Here is a 16,560-nt window from a genome sequence, read left to right as displayed (position 1 = left end):
ACGGGTTGCCGGTGACCGGGACCGCGCAAAGACGATCGATCCGCAGGTACCGGGTATTCTGAGGCCCGGCCTGGGGAGGACCATGACCCGCAAGCTCATCGCACCCGCCTTCATCGGGCTCGCCGTGCTGGCGATCGGTGCGCTCGTGTTCACGTACTCGCGAACGACGCCGACGACCGCGCCGGCCACCGCCGCCCAGCGCTGGACCACCCTGGCCGCTCCGGTCGACGGCATCCGGCTCGGCTCGAACGACGCCTCAGTGGTGATCCACGTTTCGCTGCCCGCCGGCGGTCCCGGCTGCTCACGGTCGCCGCGCGTCGAGCCGCTCACCGAATCCGCGGACGAGCTGGCCACCGCCGTGCAGGCCAACGTGGTCTTCGATTCGGCGAACCAGGCCTACGGCGGCTGCCCCACCAACCAGGCCGCCGAGGTGCCGTTCACGCTCGCCGCGCCGCTCGGCGAGCGCCCGCTCGTGCTGAACAACCAGGCCTGGCACCGCACCGGCGCCACGTTCGCCCGTTGCGACGAGTTCCTCGGCTGCACACCACCCGCTGACCACTGCGCGGACGCGTGGGTCGACCGTGCGGTGTTCGACCTCGACGTGCCGGTGAAGCACCTCCACGGCGTGCGCGACGTGCTCGCGTGCGACGGAAGCTGGCTGGTGTTCGACCTCAACCGGCACGTCGGCGACTGCCCGCCGGAAGGCACCAGCTGCGTCCCCGGTTCCGGCCCGACCCAGCGCGTGGTTTATTCGTGGGATCCACGGGGCTGGAAACAGGAAACCGCCACGAAAACTGGAACCTGCCAAGAAATTCGCGCCGCGCTGCCGAAGTTCCCGGCCGCGTTGTGCGCCAAGTTGCCCTAGTCCGACCAGGGTGACGCGTGGTCGAAGTAGGCGTCGTCCTCGGCGTTGGACGGTGGGCGGGTCGCGGTGCGGCGGGTGGGTGACGCGAGGCGTTCCTCGCGAAGCCGCTGGAACTCCTCGACCGTCATGCCCGGGTCGTCGTCCGCGGCGCGCGCCGGGGCCGATCGGCCGGACAGCCGCTCGATCAGCAGAGTGACGTCTTCGCCCAGCTGCAGCGCGACCTTGTTGTAGCAGTCCTGCGTGGCCTCGACCATGGCCAGCTGCGTCACCTCGAGAATCAACGCGGCGAGGCGGGCCGGGTCGGCATCGATCACCGACGGGGCCAGCCACAGGCGCCGCAGAGCGCCGAGGGCGTCGACAGTGACCTCGACCGTGCCGTCGAGGGCGTGGGCGGAGCCGCGGGTCTCCGCCATCAGAGCCTCGACCTGGGACAACGCGGTTTCCCGCGCGCGGGCCTGCTCGATGAGCTCACGAGTGCTGGGCATCGGGATCATCCTCGGCCAACCGCTCGTACCCCAGCTCGGCCAGTCGGCCGTCGTCCAGCACCGGCGCGAGCACCTCGTGCATCCGGTCACCCGCGCGCCGCGTGGCCCGCGCCGAAAGCTCCATGATCAGGCCCGCCACCGCGTCGGAACCGGAACGCAAGGCACTGCGCGAAATCTCGAGCCCCGTCAGCAGCCCGCCGGGCGCCACGGTGACGGCGACACCGTGCGCCTGAGCCTTGCCCACCACCGGTCCCGAACGCGCGAACCGCGCCTCGGCCGCCACGCCGGTGCGCGCCGCGTTGTCCGCGATGCGCGCGGCCTCCAGGCCCACGTCGAACTCAGTCACAACCCTCACCCCGTCGGCCGGTAGAAACCGATGAACTGCTGTCCCGCGTTCGTCGTGCGGATCTTGCCGATCTGCACGGGATCACCGGCCTCGACCATCTGCCCGTCGCCGATCACCATGGCGACGTGGCCGGACCACACCACGAGGTCGCCGGGCAGCAGCTGGTCGATCGAGGGCACCTCGGCGCCCACGGTCTGCTGCCGGGCCGTGCGCGGCAGCTGCAAACCCGCGTCCTGGTACGAAGTCATGGTCAGCCCGCTGCAGTCGAGCCCCTGCCCGCGCGCGGTACCGCCCCACACGTACGGCACGCCGAGTTGCGACAACGCGGCCCGCACGGCCTTCGCCGCCGTCTCGTTGGGCGCCTGCACCGTGCGTCCGCCGGGAAGGTTGATGGCGACGCCGGTACCCGGCTGCGGCGGAATCGCCACCGGCAGGCGCGGCTTCCCGACGAAACCGCCGCCGCCGTCTCCCCCGCCGCCGCCCGCGGGGGCGCCGTTGCTGTTGAACGACTGCGGCACGTGCGTGGCCGAGGCCGAGCTGGTCGTCGTCTCGTCCGACCCGCCGAGCTGCCGGCCCAGCGACGTCAGCTGCGTGATCGTCTGCTCCGAGAACGTGGCCGCCTGCCCGGTGAGCTGCCCGATCTTCGTCTGCAGCTGCAGCAGGATCTGCCGGGCCGCGGCCGCGCGGCTCTCCGGCGGCTGGATGCCGTTCACGGCCGCAAGCGCCTTCATCGACGCCGAGATCTCCCGGACGATCTCATCACGCACCTGATCGTTGCGGATCTCGCCGACGTGCAGCGTCTCGGCCGCCGCGGCCACGGCCTTCTCGATCTCGGCGCTCTCGTCGAGCAGGTCCTGGATCTCCTTCTCCAGGCTCTGCGACGTCGCGGCCGCGCGGTCGGCCGTGTGCCCGGACGCCGCGTTGGCCAGGTTGACGCGTTGCGAGCCGGCTTGGTCGCGCACCTGGCCGACGGACGTCTGGAGCGCGACGTGCCCGTCCCGGGCGCCGGAAAGAGCGGCGGGATCGTGCTTCAGCTTGGCCGCGAACTGGTTCGTGGTGTCCAGGCCGCCGCGCACGACCTGCTCGACCTCAGCCGTCATCGGAGAGCGATCACCGGAGCCGGCGGAACACGTCGCCGTGCTCCTCCTCCACCGCCGCGAAGTTGCCCTGCGTGCGCCGCGCGGCCTCGCCGACCTGGTGCCAGCCGCCGCCGAGGGCGTGCAGCCGCTGCTGCAGCGATCGCATCCGCGCGCCGTACGCACCCGAGAAACCGGACTCGTCGCCCATGTCGGAGAACCCGACCGTCACGTGCGGCGCGACGTGGCGGGCCCCCGCCTGCCGGACGTCGTCGCCGAGCGGATCGGCCTGGCGCGCGAACGTCTCGTAGGCACCGTCGTCAGCGTGAAAACCGGACACAACCCGTCCTCCCCTGAGCCGAGACGGCCAGGGTAACGGACGGGTTGTGCCCGGACAGGCGAAATGACCGGATCAGGTGGTCAGCCGGCAGTGGTGCCGGACAGCACGCCGGTGAGCCAGTCGCCCTGGGTCGAGATGGCCTTGCCGTTGACCGCGACGGTCGGCGTGCCGAACCCGACGTTGCCGCCGCCGAAGTCCTGCGCGAGGTTCTTGTCGTTCTCGGTCTGCTGGAACGCGGCCTGGATCTGCGCGTTGTACGTGCCCGCGTTGATCGTCTCGGCGAACTTCGGGTCGGTGATGCCGAGATCCTGGCCGAGCTTGATCAGCTGCGCCTTGTCGTAGCCGCGGCCGCCCTCTTCCGGCTGGCTCTTGAACAGCGCGTCGTGGAACGCGGTGAACTTCTGCGACGAGACCGCGGCCAGCGCCGCGTTGGCCGAGTCGAGTGAGTAGCCGGCCGGGTCGGAACGGTCGTTGAGCAGCGTCACCATGTGGTAGCGCACGGTCAGCTGACCGTTGTTGACCGCCTGCTCCATCTTCGGGCCGTAGGTGTCCTGCAGCTGCTTGCAGTAGGGGCACAGGAAGTCGGCGTAGAGGTCGATCGTCTTCGGCGCGCCGGGCTTGCCGACGGAGACGACCACACCGTCGAGCTTCTCGACGACGCCGGGGCCGAGCGTGGCCGACGTGCTCGCCGGGATCGCGGTCTCGGCGGTCGAGTTCTTGCTCGAGTTGATCCACAGGACGCCGCCGATCACCACCGCGGCGACCACCACGACCACCACCACGACGGCGATGATCTTGTTGCGTTCGCCTGAGGCGCCCCTGGCCTGCGCGACCGACTTCGCGGCCTGCGCCTGGCGTTGACGCTTCCGCGCTGCTTCACCCACGGTTCCTATTTCCCTTCGGAGATGCTCGCGTTGGTCGCGAGCGGCGCGGAGCCCTCCGACCCCGCGGTGTCAATCAAAGTCGTGTCGTTCGGAGCAACGTCGCCGGCGGCGAAGTCGTTCACCGCCGTGTCCTTGCGCCGGCCCCAGCCGAGCCAGCCGTCGAGCGAGAGGAACGAGCGCGGGCGCACCACCAGCCACACGGCCAGCAACGCGAACCCGGTGTCGCGCAGGATCTCCTGCGGGTACTCGGTCTGGCCGGCGGCCACGTTCCCGCCGCCGCCGAAACAACCGCAGTCGATGCTCAGGCCGCGCGCCCACGACTGCGCGATGCCGGCCACGAGCACGGCCAGCATCAGCAGCGCCGCGGTGGCGACCCAGCGGGTGGCCAGGCCGAACAGCAGCAACAGGCCCAGCACCAGCTCGACCAGCGGCAACGCGGTCGCGACCGGCCGGACCAGCGCGCTCGGCAGCACGTCGTAGGCCTGCACGGCGATGAACGTCTGCCCCGGCGAGGCCAGTTTTATGGCACCCGAAACGAGCCACACGGCGGCCAGCCCGAAACGGGCCAGAGTGCCGATGGTGTCGAGCACGGGTTGGGGCAGTCGTCGCACACGCTTAGGCTAGCCGCCGGACCTGAGAACTTCGTGAGTTGTCAACACCCACCGTCGGGAGGGGCGCATGCGGGTTCGCGCGGTGTTCGCCGCCCTGTTGCTGCTGGTCACGTGCGTGGCCTGCGGTCCGGGAGCGGTTTCGCCCGGCGATTCGCTGGTCGAACGCGCACGTGACGGTGACCACCTCACGATCGGGATCCGCTTCGACCAGCCCGGTTTGTCCCAGCGCACGGTCGACGGCCGGTTCGTGGGCTTCGACGTGGACGTCGCCAAGTTCGTGGCCGCCGAGCTGGGCGTGGACGCGGCCCACATCACCTGGCACGAGACCACCCCGGCCACGCGCGAATCGGACCTCACTTCCGGCAGCGTGGACCTCGTGGTGGCCACGTACTCGATCACCGACAAGCGCAAGCAGCTCGTGTCGTTCGCCGGGCCGTACTTCGTGACCGGCCAGGACCTGCTGGTGCGGCTCACGTCGACGGACATCACCGGCCCGGAGAGCCTCAACGGCCGCCGGCTGTGCTCGGTCACCGGCTCGACGCCGGCGCAGCAGGTGCGGGACAAGTTCGCGCAGGCCGTGCAGCTCGTCGAGTACCCGCGCTATCCCGACTGCGTCACCGCGCTGCTCGCCGGTCAGGTCGACGCCGTGACCACCGACGCCGTGATCCTCGCGGGGTACGTCGCCCAGGACCCCGAGCTGCTGCGCGTGGTCGGGCACCCGTTCTCGACCGAGCGCTACGGCGTCGGCCTGCGCAAGGGCGACACCGACGGCCAGCACGCCGTGGACGACGCGATCCGCAAGATGGTGGCCGACGGCGACTGGCTGCGGTCGCTGCAGGCCAACATCGGCCCGTCGGACTACCCGCTGCCGAAGCCGCCGGAGATCACCGAGCAGTGAGCCTGGAAGAGCAGTGAACCCGGAAAACCTGCCCGACCTGCCCGTTCGCGCGGTGCTGCCCGACGTGCTGGCGGCGCTGGCCGGCCACGGCACCGCCGTGCTGGTCGCGCCGCCCGGCACCGGCAAGACCACACTCGTGCCGCTCGCGCTGGACGACGGCGCGGGCCTGGTCGTGGTCGCCGAGCCACGGCGCCTCGCCGCGCGCGCCGCCGCTTCACGCATGGCCGCGCTGCTGGGTGAACCGGTGGGCGAGACGGTCGGCTACTCGGTGCGCGGCGACCGGAAGACGTCCGAGCGCACGAGGATCGAGGTCGTCACGTCGGGCCTGCTCGTGCGGCGCGTGCAGAACGACCCCGAGCTGGCCGGCGTCTCGACGGTTCTGCTCGACGAGTGCCACGAGCGCCACCTCGACGCCGACCTGCTGCTGGCCCTGCTGCTCGACGTCCGCGCCGGCCTGCGCGACGACCTGCGGCTGCTCGCCACGTCCGCCACCGTCGCCGCCGGCCGGCTGGCCGAGCTGCTCGGCGACGCACCCGTGGTCACCGCGCACGCCCGCACCCACCCCGTCGAGCTGTCCTACCGTGCCCCGGCGCGGGGGGCCCGGGTCGAGGCGACGGTCGCGTCCGCGATCCGGCTCGCACTGTCCGAAGGGGACGGTGACGTGCTCGCGTTCCTCCCGGGCGCCGGGGAAATCGCGCGCACGACGGCGCAGCTCGGTTCGCTCGACGCCGACGTGCTGCCGCTGCACGGCCGGCTCAGCGCGGCCCGGCAGGATGACGCGCTGCGGCCCCGGGACCGGCGGCGCGTGGTGCTGGCCACGGCCGTCGCGGAGTCGAGCCTGACCGTGCCCGGGGTGCGGGCCGTCGTGGACTCGGGGCTCGCTCGCGTGCCGCGCGTGGACCACCGGCGGGGCCTGGCGGGGCTGGCGACCGTCCGGGTGTCCGCGGCCGTCGCCGAGCAACGTGCCGGACGCGCGGGCCGCGAAGCCCCGGGACGCGCGTACCGCTGCTGGCCCGAGCACGAGCAGGCGACGCTGCCCGCGTACCCCGAGCCGGAGATCCGCACGGCCGAGCTCGCCCGGTTCGCGCTGGAGCTCGCGTGCTGGTCCACTCCGGACGGCAGCGGGCTGGCGTGGTGGGACCCGCCGGGTGAGGGCGCGCTGGCCGCCGCCCGGTCGCTGCTGGTCACGCTGGGCGCGACGGCCGCCGACGGCACCGTCACCTCGCGCGGACGCCGGATGGCCGACCTCGGCCTGCACCCGCGGCTGGCCCGTGCGCTGCTCGACGGCTCGGCGGCCGTGGGCCCGCGCGCGGCCGCCGAGGTCGTGGCGCTGCTCGACGCCGGAGCCCAGCTCACCGACGTCGAGGCCGAGCTGCGCCGCCTGCGCGCCGGCACGGACGACGCCGCGCGGCGGTGGAAAAGGGAGGCGCGCCGCCTCACCGGCCTGGTCGAAAGCCCTGGCGGCGAGGGCAAACCCGACGCCGCGCTGATCGTCGCGCTGGCCCACCCCGAACGGCTCGCGCGACGGCGCTCGGGGTCGGCGCCGGTGTACCTCATGGCCGGCGGCACGGCGGCGGAGCTGCCCGCGGGCAGTGGGCTCGGCCACGCCGAATGGCTGGCCGTCGGCGAAGCCACGCGCGACCCCGGCCGGGTGCAGGGCACGATCCGGCTCGCCGCCGTCGCCGACGAGACGCTGGCAGTCCGCGCGGCGCCCGCACTGGTGTCCGAAGTGGACGAAGTCGCGTGGGACGGTGACGTGGTGGCCCGGCACGTGCGCCGCCTCGGCGCGATCGTGCTGGCCGAGCGGCCGCTGCGGTCGCCGAAACCGCAATTGGTGCAGGACGCCCTGGTCACCGGCCTGCGCACCGAGGGCCTCGGGCTGCTGCGCTGGAGCGAGGACGGCCGCCGTCTGCGTGAGCGGATGGCGTTCCTGCACCGCGTGCTCGGCACGCCGTGGCCGACGGTGGACGACGACACCCTGCTGTCCGAAGTGGACACCTGGCTCGATCTGTCCCGCGCCCGTCGTCGCGCCGATCTGGCCGACGTGGATGCCGGCAGTGCCCTGCGTGGCCTGCTGCCGTGGCCCGAAGCCGCGCGCCTCGACGAATTGGCGCCCGACCGGCTCGAAGTCCCGTCGGGCTCCCACCACCGCGTGGACTACCGTGCCGACCAGCCCGTGCTCGCGGTGAAGCTGCAGGAGACGTTCGGCTGGACCGCCACCCCGACCGTCGCCGACGGCCGCGTGCCCGTACTGCTGCAGCTGCTCTCCCCCGCCGGCCGCCCAGCCGCCGTGACGGCCGACCTGGAGTCGTTCTGGCGCACGGGGTACGCGGCCGTGCGCGCCGACCTGCGTGGCCGCTACCCCAAACACCCGTGGCCCGAGGACCCCGCGACGGCCACGCCGACCCGGCACACCACCCGCCGCGCGCGCTGAACCCTGTCGAAGGTCGGGGGTCGCGGGATCCGGAAGTCCGATGCCCGCGGCGATCCGTGCGCCGCAGACTTCCCCCCAGGGGTCGAACGCATGGGAGGACACATGATCACGCTTCGGGGACTGACGAAGCGCTACGGGGAGAAGACGGTGGTCGACGGCCTCACGTGCGTCGTCGCGCCGGGCAGCGTCACGGGGTTCCTCGGGCCCAACGGCTCGGGCAAGTCCACGACGATGCGCATGACGGTGGGCCTCGACCGGCCCACGGCGGGTGACGTGCTCGTGAAGGGCAAGCCGTACGCCGAGCTCAAGCACCCGCTGCGGGAAGTCGGCGCGCTGCTCGAAGCGAAGGCACTGCACCCCGGCCGCAGCGCCGGGCGGCACCTGCTCGCGATGGCGCGCAGCAACGGCATCGCGGCCTCGCGCGTCGACGAGGTGCTCGCGACGGTCGGGCTCACCGACGTGGCGGGCAAACGAGCGGGCCAGTTCTCGCTCGGCATGGGGCAGCGCCTCGGCATCGCGGGCGCACTGCTCGGCGACCCGGGCGTGCTGATGTTCGACGAACCGATCAACGGCCTCGACCCCGACGGCGTGCGCTGGGTGCGCCAGCTCATGCGCTCGCTCGCCCAGGAGGGCCGCACGGTGTTCGTGTCGAGCCACCTGATGAGCGAGATGCAGCTGACCGCCGACCACCTCGTGGTGATCGGCAAGGGAAAGCTGCTCGCCGACGCGCCCGTCGACGAGTTCATCGCCGGCAATTCGCTCAGCTCGGTGTCGGTGCGCGTGCCGATGCCCGCCGACCGCGAGACGCTCGCGCGGCACCTGCGCACGCGCGGCGCGACCGTGGCCGCCGGTGAGGCCGACGAGCTCCTGGTGACGGGCGCCGACGCCGGGCAGGTCGGAGATCTGGCGCACGAGCTGGGCGTGCGGCTGCACGGCCTGGGTGAGCGGACGGCTTCGCTGGAGCAGGCGTACATGGAACTGACCGCTTCGTCGGTGGAATACGGGGTGACGGCATGACCACGGCACAGGCGCCGGTGCGCACGGGCGGCGGGCTTTCCGGCGCCATCGCGTCGGAGTGGACGAAGCTCTGGTCGGTGCGCGGCACGTGGTGGAGCCTCGCCGGCGGGGTGCTGCTGATGTTGCTCTACAGCGCCGTTTCCGGGCTGTCGAACCGCGGCGACGGCTCCGGTTTACCGAACGCGCCGCACGACATCGTGGTCGGCGGCGCGATCTACCTCACCGAGTTCTGCGTGATCGCGGTGGCCACGCTGTTCGTCACGAGCGAGTATGCCAGCGGCAGCATCCGCTCGACGCTGCAGTGGGTGCCGGTGCGCTCGACGCTGGCGTTGGCCAAGGCGGCCGTGCTGGTGCCGGTGCTGTTCGCCTACGGCGTGGTGGTTTCGCTGCTCGGCATGGCGACCTCGGCGGTGCTGATGCCGGGCGAGGTGATCACGACGACGTTCGGCGACGGGCTCACGGCGACCGCGGGCATGGGGGCGTACTTCGCGCTGCTGGGGGTGCTGTGCGCGGGCGTCGGGTTCGCGCTGCGCAGCGCGGCGGGGACGATCGTGGTGGTGATGGTGCTGCTGCTGCCGTTGCCGATGCTGCTTTCGGCCTACGTGGCGCCGGAGATCATGAACTACTTCCCGGCGTTCGCGGGGATCAACGGCATGGTGCCCGCCGGGGGGACGAACCCGATGATGGGCGGGACCGCGCCGCACTCGCCGATCGTGGGGGTGCTGATCTGCCTGGTGTGGGCGGCGGCCGGGTTGTTCGTCGGCACTTCGGTGCTGAAGAAGCGGGACGCCTGAACCACCGGGGGTGCGTCGCGCTGTCGTGAAGGGCTCCTCGGCTTCGGCCGGGAGCCCTTCACCGCGTGAGGGGAAGGCCGAGCCCGGTGAGAATCGCGCGGGCACCGTCGGCGAGTTCCCGCTTGCCCGGGGGATTTGCCGACCCGGCGCCGGCGAGCGCGTCGAAGATCGCGCCGTCGAGCCAGTTGAGCAGCACGCGTGTGTGCTGCTTCGGCCGCGGCGAACCGGCGGCCGCGAGCAGGCCGGCGCAGCGGTCCCGGATCTCCCGCCCACCTTCGTCGTAGGCGGCGCGCAGCTCCGGGCGGCGCGTGGCCTCCAGCGCGAACTCGTAGCGGGCGAGCATGCGGGTGCGACCGGAGGTGATGGCGGCGTGGACCGTCGCGGCCAGCACGTCGGCGAGATCCTTCGCGTCGGGATCGATCACGGCCTGGTCGAGCTCCACCATCCGCGCCATGGCGAGCTCCAGCAGCGCGAGACGGGTGCGCGCGTAGTACGACGTCGAGCCGGCCGGCAGCCCCGCCGCCCGGTCGACGGCGCGGTGGGTGAGCCCGCGCATCCCTTCGGCCGCGATCACCTCGACGGCCGCGTCGCCGATCGCCGAAATCCTGTCCACGATCATCACTCTACAGGTGTAGAGTCCTCTACAGACGTAGAGGAGGTGGCCATGCGACACGCGGTCGTGATCGGCGGCGGCATCGGGGGACTGTGCGCGGCGATCGGCCTGCACCGCACGGGCTGGCGGGTCACGGTGTACGAACGCGCGCCGGAGCTCACCGGCATCGGCGCCGGGATCTCGATCTGGCCCAACGCGCAGCGGGCGCTCGCGGAGCTGGGCGTCGAGACGCCGCTGAGCCCGCAGCGCGACGGCGCGCTGCTCGACCCACGCGGCCGGCGGCTCGCGGGCTGGGACATGAGCGCGTACGTCCGGCGTTACGGCCTGCCGCTCGCCGCGATCCACCGCGCGGACCTGATCGAGGCGCTGTGCTCGGTGCTGCCGGAGTCGAGCCTGCACACCGGTGTCGAGGTGCTCTCCGCGACCCGCGACGGTGTCGTCCACCACGCGGGCGGCTCGATCCGAGCCGACCTGGTCGTGGCCGCCGACGGCATCCGCAGCCCCGTGCGGCAGTCGCTGCACCCGCACGCCCGCCTCGCCTACAGCCGCGGTACGGCGTTCCGCGGCGTCGCCGAGCTGCCGTCACGCCTGAGCACCACCTGGGGCCGCGGCACGGAAGTGGGAACTTTGTCCTTGCTCGACGGACGCACGTACTGGTGGATCGCCGAAGCCCGCCCGGAAGGCCTGCGGCACGAAGACGTGCGCGCCTACCTGCTGGCCACCTACGGCGGCGCACCCGTGCGCTCGCTCCTCGCCGCGACGCCGGAGATCCTTCACCACGACCTGTACCACCTGGCCACACCGCTGCCGACCTACGTTTCCGGCCGCGTCGCGCTCCTCGGCGACGCCGCCCACGCCATGCCGCCTTACCTCGGCCAGGGCGGCTGCATGGCCATCGAAGACGCGGTCACCCTGGCCGCGACATTGGCCACCACCGAGGACACCGCCGCCGGCCTGCGTGCCTACGACGCGGCCCGGCGCCCCCGCACCCAGCACGTCGTGCGCGCCTCGATCCGGGCGGGCGCGGCCGGACCGCTGCTGCGCAACCCCGTGGGCACCGCCCTGCGCACCGCGATCCTCCGCCTGGCACCGGCGACGCTGATGTCCCACGCGGAAAGCTGGATCAACAACTGGATGCCTCCGCACCTGCCCCGCACCGCCGACCACGCCTGAGGAGGCGTGTTCCGGAGGACGCGACTCAGGACTCGGGATCAGGCATCACGATCGGAAGGCCGCGAGCGCGAGTTCGCCGTACCGCCGCCAGACGGCCGGATCCCGGTCGTCCAAGCGGTTCAGCTGGAGCACCACGCCGCAGACGACCACCCGAAGGTCCAGGATCGAGAGGTCGCCGCGCACTTCGCCCGACGGCTTCGCGGCATCGATCAGCCGGCCGATGAGCTCCAGTACCGGGCCCGCCCGCACGGTTGTCGCGTCGGCCAGCGCATCCGCGAGAAGCCGGTCTCCGGCCATCTGCTCGAACAGGTCCACGAGGTACACCCGGAACGCCGCGGGGGCATCCGGTTCGGACAGCGCCGCCCGGGTCCGGTCCTCCAGCAGGCGGAATCGGTCCTCGACCACGGCGTCGACCAGCGCGTCCTTGGTCGGGTAGTTCCGGTAGATGGTCGCCTTCGTGACACCGGCGCGTTCCGCCACGCGGGTCACGCTCGCCCGCAGCCCGAGTTCCGCGAACACCTCGTGCGCGGCCACCAGGACTTTCCGGTGGTTGCGAGTGGCATCCGCTCGCCGCCCCGGCCGTGACGGCTCGGGGGCCGGCAGCTCTTCGGAGCGACTCAGGTCGGACACGCCCTCACTGTGCCACAGCTCGACACCTGCGCGTGGACGACCGAACAAGGGGACGAAATCGTCGAAGTGACCGTGACCTCCTACCGCCGGCGATAACCGAACCCTAGGGTACGTTTAGGCGGTACGGCGAGCAAAGGAGTCCACTGTGGACCTGAATCTGGCGGAGCGGACCGCCGTCGTCACCGGTGCGTCGCGAGGGATCGGCGCGGCCATCGCCGAGGCTCTGGCCGAGGAGGGTTGCCGCCTGCACCTGGCCGCCCGCAACGGCCCGGCTCTCGAAGAGCTGGCCGAGCGCCTGCGCTCGGCACACGGCGTCGAGGTAGCGCACCAGCGCGGTGGACCTGCGAAATTCCGATGACCTCGCCGCTCTGGCAGCGGAGGCCGGGCACGCGGACATCCTCGTGAACAACGCCGGGGACATCCGAGGTGGCTCGATCAAGTCGGTCGTCGCGGAGGAATGGCGCCGCGGGTGGGATTTGAAGGTCTACGGCTACATCGCCTTGACCAAGCTCCTGTACACCGAGATGAAGAAGCGCCGCCGCGGCGTCATCGTCAACATCATCGGCAACGCGGGTGAGAGCGTGGACGGCCGGTACCTGGCCGGCAGCACGGGCAACGCCGCGCTGATGGCGTTCTCGCGCGCCGTCGGCGGACGCAGCCTGGCTGATGGGATCCGCGTGGTGGGGGTCAATCCCGGCCCGGTGGCCACCGAGCGGATGGTCGAGCACCTGAAGAAAGCCGCTCTGGAGTCCTTCTCGGACGAGAGCCGGTACGGCGAGCTCACGGCGCACTACCCGCTGGGGCGGCCCGCGGATCCGCGCGAGATCGCCGACCTGGTCGCGTTCCTCGCCTCGGACCGGTCCGGCTACACCAGCGGCGCCGTCTTCACGGTCGACGGCGGAGCGACCTCAGCCACTTCCCTTTACTGAGGATGTTCGACTAGGCGTCAGGCAGCTACTCCGCGGCTCCCCCGACCAGCCCCGCCTCGTACGCCGTGATCGCGGCCTGCACCCGGTTGCGCGCGCCGAGGCGGGTGAGGATGGTGCTGACGTGGGCCTTGACCGTGCCCTCCACGACGAACATGCGCCCGGCGATGTCCGCATTGGACAGTCCGGTGGCCAGCAGGGTCAGGACCTCGCGTTCGCGGGTGGTCAGCGCAGCGATGCGGTCGCGGGCGGCCGCGCCGCGGGTCAGGGCGCCGCCGGAGAGCCGGGCGATGACACGGGACGCGACCTGCGGTGAGAGGAACGCGGCGCCGTCGGCCACGGCGTGGATGCCCGACAACAGTTCGCGCGGGTCGCCGGCCTTGAGCAGGAACCCACTGGCGCCGAAGCCCAGCGCCCGTTCGATGTAGGCGTCCTCGCCGAAGGTGGTCAGGATGATCACGCCGGCGTCGGGCAGCACGCGGCGGATCTCGGCGCCCGCGGCGAGGCCGTCGAGGCCGGGCATGCGGATGTCGAGCAGCACGACGTCGGGGCGGGTGGCCAGGGCCTGGGCCACGGCTTCGCGGCCGTCGGCGGCTTCGGCGACAACCTCGATGTCCGCGTCGGCCGCCAGGATCGCCGCGACGCCCGCGCGGATCATGGCTTCGTCGTCGGCCAGCAGCACACGGATCACGGTTCGTCCTCGCTGTAGAGATCCTTGGTGACCAGGCGGTCCCCGACGAAGCAGAGGCGGATCGCGGCGTAGCGCACGTTCCACCAGCTGCGTGACGTGCCGTAGTACTCGCACTCGGCGCCCGCCGGCTTCGGGGGCTCGCCGAGCTGCGGCTTCGACAGCCGTTGCTGCGCGGGCAGCAGCGGCGCGATCGACGAGCGCGTCGCGCCCACCTGGAACTGCTGGTAGACCCCCATCGACACCTGCGAGCCGTACCACTGCACGAGGAACGCCACCCCGCTCCCGCCGATCACCACGCCGAACAACGCCAGCGGGATGACAATGGCCTGAACCAGGCTGCGCCGCACGTCGCGGCGCGCCAGCTCCCACTCGCGCGCCGACTCGGACTGCTCGTCGCCGGCATCCGCCGACGCGGGCCCCGGCGCGGCGCCGTGCGGCAAGGTGGCCACGACCTCGAAGCCGCCCCGCGCGTCGGGGCCGGCCCGCAGCGCACCCCCGACCAGCCGGACCCGTTCGCGCAGCCCGATCAGTCCCCGCTTGCCCGACGCACCGGGCAGTGGACCCGCGGGCGGCGGTGCGTTGACCACGCGGATCTCCGTGCTCGCCGGTGAGGTGAGCACCCGCACCGTCACCGCGGCGCCGGGCGCGTGCTTGGCGACGTTCGTCACCGCCTCCTGCACCACGCGGTACGCCGCCCGCGCGACCATCGGCGGTGCCGCCGCGAGACTGTCCACTTGCGACTCGATCAGCAGCCCCGATCCCCGTGCGCGCTCGAGCAGCTCCCCCAGGTCTCCCTGCACGGGCTCGATCGGCGCCGCGTCCTCGCGCAGCACGCCGATGATCTCGCGCAGCCGCTCGGTCGCCGTCGCGGCGTTCACGCGCAGGTCGGCGGCCGCGGCGCGCTGCGCGTCGTCGAGGCCGCCGGCCACCTCCAGCGCGGCGGCGCGCACGGCGATGAGGCTCAGCTCGTGGCCCAGGGAATCGTGCATGTCACTGGCGATCCGCGCGCGTTCCCGCAGCCGCGCCTGGTCGGCCACGAGCTGTTGCCGGCTCTCCATCTCCTCGGCCCGCCGCCACCCGGCGCGCGCCAGCTCGCGCCGCAGCCGCACGTGCCGACCCAGCAGCCACGGCGTGACACCCGCGAACGTGAGCACCCCGAGCATCGCGCCCCACGCGCCGAACCCCGCCGAGGGCAGCAGCAGCGCCACCGGCAGCCCGGCGAGGGCGATCCCCGAACACGTCAGCACGGCCACGCGCACCTGCGTCATCCGCAGCCCCGTGAGGTAGCCGACGGCGACCATGAGGAAGACCTCCCACACGGCCACCCGCCCGCCCCAGCCGAAGGCCACCACCACGGCCGTGGTCATCGTGACGATCAGCGCCGGCGTCGGCAGGCGGCGCCACAGCGCGACCGACACCGCGGTCGCCACCAGCCCGTAGATCAGCTCCCACGGATTGGGGTTGTTCGAGGCGTCCGTGGCGACGACGAGCGACAGGAAGACCCAGAGCACGACGTCGAGCACCACCCGCCACCTGCGCCTGGTCACCTCCTTCACAGGAGCTGACGCTACAAGGACCGCGGCGGCGGCCACCACTGTCGAAAGTCAACCGCTGGGGCATGATGGATCACCATGGCTGAGCGCACACTCGCCGAGCAGCTCGGCGGCCCCCTGCCCGAGGGCATCGAAGCCCTGCCCGAAGACGCCCGGCGGGACCTCGCCGCCGCGTTGCGCGACGCCCGGCACCGGCAGGCCAAGGCACTCGCCCAGGCGGGCGAGGAAGGGCTGAAGTACGTGCCGGCGCTCCTGCGCGGCGCCGTCCGCAAGGCGGTGGGCCTGTGAACCCGGAGATCCTCAAGCTCGCGCGAGTGCTCGACGTCGAACCCGAACGCCTGGGTTATCTCGCCGACGTGGACGTCGCCGACCTGCAGCTGTTCCGCGAACAGGTGACCACGACGTTGTTCGACGCGAACCTCGTGGTGCTCGAACGCATGGCGCTGGCCAGCCGGCTGCTGCCCGCGCCCGTGGTCGCGAAGATCGCCGAGAAGGTGTTCGGACCGCTGTTGTGCGCGCGGATCGCGGGTCTGGTGGACGTGTCACGCGGGGTGGACGTCGCGAAACGGCTGCCACCGAAGTTCCTCGCGTCGGTGGCGGCCGAGCTGGACCCACGGCGTGCGACGGCGATCATCACGCGCATCCCGCTGGACACCGTGGTCGCCGTGGCCGCCGAGCTGACCCGGCGGGAGGACTGGATCACCCTCGGCCGGTTCGTCGCGCACCTGCCGGACCCGACCGTGCGACGCAGCCTCGCCGTGCTCGACGACGCCGCGCTGCTGCGCACCGCGTACGTGCTCGACGACAAGACCCGCATCGGCCACGTGATGGGCCTGCTGCCCGAAGGCCGGCTGGCCCGGCTGATCCGCGCGGCCGGCGCCGACCAGTCGCTGTGGGAGCCGGCGCTCGACGTGCTGGCCAACCTGGGAGAAGCTCGCCGAGAAGCGGTGCGCCCGCTGCTCGACGAGCTTCCGGACGAACTGCGCGGCCGCGCTCAGGCCGCGATCAAGTAGATCCCGTACACGACCACCGCCGCACAGACGGCGAAGCACACGATGGAACCGGTGAACGCCGCGACGCCGGAACCGCGTTGTTCACGGGCGGTTTCGCGCGCCGAGAGCCCGCGGATGCCGTAGGCGAACAACACCGTCAGCACCACCGCCGCGGCCAGCGCGACGACGAAAACCATGCCGAGGGCGCCCCAGTCGATGTTCATGTCCGCTC

At 72.4% G+C, this 16,560-nt stretch carries 21 protein-coding genes; 10 read left to right on the top strand and 11 right to left on the bottom strand.

The window, feature by feature from the left end:
- Nucleotides 1–82: 82 nt before the first annotated feature.
- On the top strand, nt 83–865 hold the full coding sequence (locus ACWEOE_RS23350) for a hypothetical protein (RefSeq protein WP_452012481.1): 783 nt from the start codon (nt 83–85) through the stop codon (nt 863–865).
- Here ACWEOE_RS23350 and ACWEOE_RS23345 read toward each other — a convergent pair.
- From ACWEOE_RS23345 to ACWEOE_RS23320, 6 genes are all read right to left on the bottom strand, one after another.
- Nucleotides 862–1,350: a YbaB/EbfC family nucleoid-associated protein gene (locus ACWEOE_RS23345; RefSeq protein WP_452012479.1), complete on the bottom strand. Its 489-nt coding sequence runs from the start codon at nt 1,348–1,350 to the stop codon at nt 862–864. The genes ACWEOE_RS23350 and ACWEOE_RS23345 overlap by 4 nt on opposite strands.
- The gene (locus ACWEOE_RS23340; RefSeq protein ID WP_452012477.1) at nt 1,334–1,696 is read right to left on the bottom strand and encodes a YbaB/EbfC family DNA-binding protein; all 363 of its coding nucleotides are present in this window, start codon (nt 1,694–1,696) and stop codon (nt 1,334–1,336) included. The genes ACWEOE_RS23345 and ACWEOE_RS23340 overlap by 17 nt, the downstream gene beginning before the upstream one ends.
- Before the next feature lie 5 nt (nt 1,697–1,701).
- Complete coding sequence (locus ACWEOE_RS23335; protein WP_452012476.1) at nt 1,702–2,796, bottom strand: NlpC/P60 family protein; 1,095 nt, start codon at nt 2,794–2,796, stop codon at nt 1,702–1,704.
- A gap of 10 nt (nt 2,797–2,806) precedes the next feature.
- Nucleotides 2,807–3,112, bottom strand: a complete 306-nt coding sequence (locus ACWEOE_RS23330) for a hypothetical protein (RefSeq protein WP_452012474.1) — start codon at nt 3,110–3,112, stop codon at nt 2,807–2,809.
- Between the two features lie 80 nt (nt 3,113–3,192).
- Entirely contained in the window at nt 3,193–4,005 is an 813-nt protein-coding gene (locus ACWEOE_RS23325) for a DsbA family protein (RefSeq protein WP_452012655.1), read from the bottom strand.
- Nucleotides 4,002–4,586: a MauE/DoxX family redox-associated membrane protein gene (locus tag ACWEOE_RS23320; RefSeq protein ID WP_452012654.1), complete on the bottom strand. Its 585-nt coding sequence runs from the start codon at nt 4,584–4,586 to the stop codon at nt 4,002–4,004. The genes ACWEOE_RS23325 and ACWEOE_RS23320 overlap by 4 nt, the downstream gene beginning before the upstream one ends.
- An 88-nt stretch (nt 4,587–4,674) precedes the next feature.
- Here ACWEOE_RS23320 and ACWEOE_RS23315 point away from each other — a divergent pair, with 88 nt between their 5' ends.
- From ACWEOE_RS23315 to ACWEOE_RS23300, 4 genes are all read left to right on the top strand, one after another.
- Nucleotides 4,675–5,505: a glutamate ABC transporter substrate-binding protein gene (locus ACWEOE_RS23315; RefSeq protein ID WP_452012473.1), complete on the top strand. Its 831-nt coding sequence runs from the start codon at nt 4,675–4,677 to the stop codon at nt 5,503–5,505.
- Nucleotides 5,506–5,518: 13 nt separating this feature from the next.
- Nucleotides 5,519–7,939 carry an ATP-dependent helicase HrpB gene (hrpB, locus tag ACWEOE_RS23310; RefSeq protein WP_452012471.1) on the top strand — a complete coding sequence of 807 codons (2,421 nt, stop codon included), beginning with the start codon at nt 5,519–5,521 and terminating at the stop codon, nt 7,937–7,939.
- Between the two features lie 102 nt (nt 7,940–8,041).
- Complete coding sequence (locus tag ACWEOE_RS23305) at nt 8,042–8,956, top strand: ATP-binding cassette domain-containing protein (RefSeq protein WP_452012469.1); 915 nt, start codon at nt 8,042–8,044, stop codon at nt 8,954–8,956.
- Nucleotides 8,953–9,750: an ABC transporter permease gene (locus ACWEOE_RS23300; protein ID WP_452012468.1), complete on the top strand. Its 798-nt coding sequence runs from the start codon at nt 8,953–8,955 to the stop codon at nt 9,748–9,750. Before ACWEOE_RS23305 ends, ACWEOE_RS23300 begins: the two co-directional genes overlap by 4 nt.
- Nucleotides 9,751–9,808: 58 nt before the next feature.
- Here the strand turns inward: ACWEOE_RS23300 and ACWEOE_RS23295 are convergent, their stop codons facing one another.
- Nucleotides 9,809–10,363, bottom strand: a complete 555-nt coding sequence (locus ACWEOE_RS23295; RefSeq protein WP_452012467.1) for a TetR/AcrR family transcriptional regulator — start codon at nt 10,361–10,363, stop codon at nt 9,809–9,811.
- Nucleotides 10,364–10,414: 51 nt separating this feature from the next.
- Here ACWEOE_RS23295 and ACWEOE_RS23290 point away from each other — a divergent pair, with 51 nt between their 5' ends.
- Nucleotides 10,415–11,536 carry an FAD-dependent monooxygenase gene (locus tag ACWEOE_RS23290; protein ID WP_452012466.1) on the top strand — a complete coding sequence of 374 codons (1,122 nt, stop codon included), beginning with the start codon at nt 10,415–10,417 and terminating at the stop codon, nt 11,534–11,536.
- Nucleotides 11,537–11,581: 45 nt separating this feature from the next.
- Here ACWEOE_RS23290 and ACWEOE_RS23285 read toward each other — a convergent pair whose 3' ends face one another.
- Entirely contained in the window at nt 11,582–12,166 is a 585-nt protein-coding gene (locus ACWEOE_RS23285) for a TetR/AcrR family transcriptional regulator (RefSeq protein ID WP_452012464.1), read from the bottom strand.
- Nucleotides 12,167–12,311: 145 nt separating this feature from the next.
- Between ACWEOE_RS23285 and ACWEOE_RS23280 the strand changes: the two genes are divergently transcribed.
- Both ACWEOE_RS23280 and ACWEOE_RS23275 read left to right on the top strand, forming a co-directional pair.
- A complete protein-coding gene (locus ACWEOE_RS23280) occupies nt 12,312–12,524 on the top strand; it encodes an SDR family NAD(P)-dependent oxidoreductase (RefSeq protein ID WP_452012463.1) in 213 nt (70 codons plus the stop codon).
- The gene (locus tag ACWEOE_RS23275; protein WP_452012461.1) at nt 12,502–13,095 is read left to right on the top strand and encodes a short-chain dehydrogenase/reductase; all 594 of its coding nucleotides are present in this window, start codon (nt 12,502–12,504) and stop codon (nt 13,093–13,095) included. The genes ACWEOE_RS23280 and ACWEOE_RS23275 overlap by 23 nt, the downstream gene beginning before the upstream one ends.
- Before the next feature lie 25 nt (nt 13,096–13,120).
- Here ACWEOE_RS23275 and ACWEOE_RS23270 read toward each other — a convergent pair whose 3' ends face one another.
- The gene (locus tag ACWEOE_RS23270; protein WP_452012459.1) at nt 13,121–13,783 is read right to left on the bottom strand and encodes a response regulator; all 663 of its coding nucleotides are present in this window, start codon (nt 13,781–13,783) and stop codon (nt 13,121–13,123) included.
- Nucleotides 13,780–15,339 (bottom strand): sensor histidine kinase, encoded by a 1,560-nt coding sequence (locus ACWEOE_RS23265; protein ID WP_452012457.1) that lies wholly within the window; start codon nt 15,337–15,339, stop codon nt 13,780–13,782. The genes ACWEOE_RS23270 and ACWEOE_RS23265 overlap by 4 nt, the downstream gene beginning before the upstream one ends.
- A 75-nt stretch (nt 15,340–15,414) precedes the next feature.
- On the opposite strand from ACWEOE_RS23265, the gene ACWEOE_RS23260 reads away from it, so the two are divergent.
- Nucleotides 15,415–15,624, top strand: a complete 210-nt coding sequence (locus tag ACWEOE_RS23260) for a hypothetical protein (protein ID WP_452012456.1) — start codon at nt 15,415–15,417, stop codon at nt 15,622–15,624.
- Nucleotides 15,621–16,349 carry a hypothetical protein gene (locus ACWEOE_RS23255; protein ID WP_452012454.1) on the top strand — a complete coding sequence of 243 codons (729 nt, stop codon included), beginning with the start codon at nt 15,621–15,623 and terminating at the stop codon, nt 16,347–16,349. Before ACWEOE_RS23260 ends, ACWEOE_RS23255 begins: the two co-directional genes overlap by 4 nt.
- On the opposite strand, the gene ACWEOE_RS23250 is transcribed toward ACWEOE_RS23255, so the two are convergent.
- Nucleotides 16,331–16,552: a hypothetical protein gene (locus ACWEOE_RS23250; protein WP_452012453.1), complete on the bottom strand. Its 222-nt coding sequence runs from the start codon at nt 16,550–16,552 to the stop codon at nt 16,331–16,333. The two genes, ACWEOE_RS23255 and ACWEOE_RS23250, sit on opposite strands and share 19 nt — an antisense overlap.
- Between the last annotated feature and the right edge of the window lie 8 nt (nt 16,553–16,560).

Source organism: Amycolatopsis sp. NPDC004368 (assembly GCF_053602515.1).
This window is presented reverse-complemented; position numbering and strand designations above follow the sequence as displayed.

Excerpts from the sequence above, each read along its gene's own strand:
- ACWEOE_RS23315 (WP_452012473.1), top strand. The coding sequence starts at position 4,675 with ATGCGGGTTCGCGCGGTGTTCGCCGCCCTGTTGCTGCTGGTCACGTGC.
- ACWEOE_RS23335 (WP_452012476.1), bottom strand. The coding sequence starts at position 2,796 with ATGACGGCTGAGGTCGAGCAGGTCGTGCGCGGCGGCCTGGACACCACG.
- ACWEOE_RS23305 (WP_452012469.1), top strand. The coding sequence starts at position 8,042 with ATGATCACGCTTCGGGGACTGACGAAGCGCTACGGGGAGAAGACGGTG.
- ACWEOE_RS23260 (WP_452012456.1), top strand. The coding sequence starts at position 15,415 with ATGGCTGAGCGCACACTCGCCGAGCAGCTCGGCGGCCCCCTGCCCGAG.
- ACWEOE_RS23290 (WP_452012466.1), top strand. The coding sequence starts at position 10,415 with ATGCGACACGCGGTCGTGATCGGCGGCGGCATCGGGGGACTGTGCGCG.
- ACWEOE_RS23345 (WP_452012479.1), bottom strand. The coding sequence starts at position 1,350 with ATGCCCAGCACTCGTGAGCTCATCGAGCAGGCCCGCGCGCGGGAAACC.
- ACWEOE_RS23250 (WP_452012453.1), bottom strand. The coding sequence starts at position 16,552 with ATGAACATCGACTGGGGCGCCCTCGGCATGGTTTTCGTCGTCGCGCTG.
- ACWEOE_RS23350 (WP_452012481.1), top strand. The coding sequence starts at position 83 with ATGACCCGCAAGCTCATCGCACCCGCCTTCATCGGGCTCGCCGTGCTG.
- ACWEOE_RS23300 (WP_452012468.1), top strand. The coding sequence starts at position 8,953 with ATGACCACGGCACAGGCGCCGGTGCGCACGGGCGGCGGGCTTTCCGGC.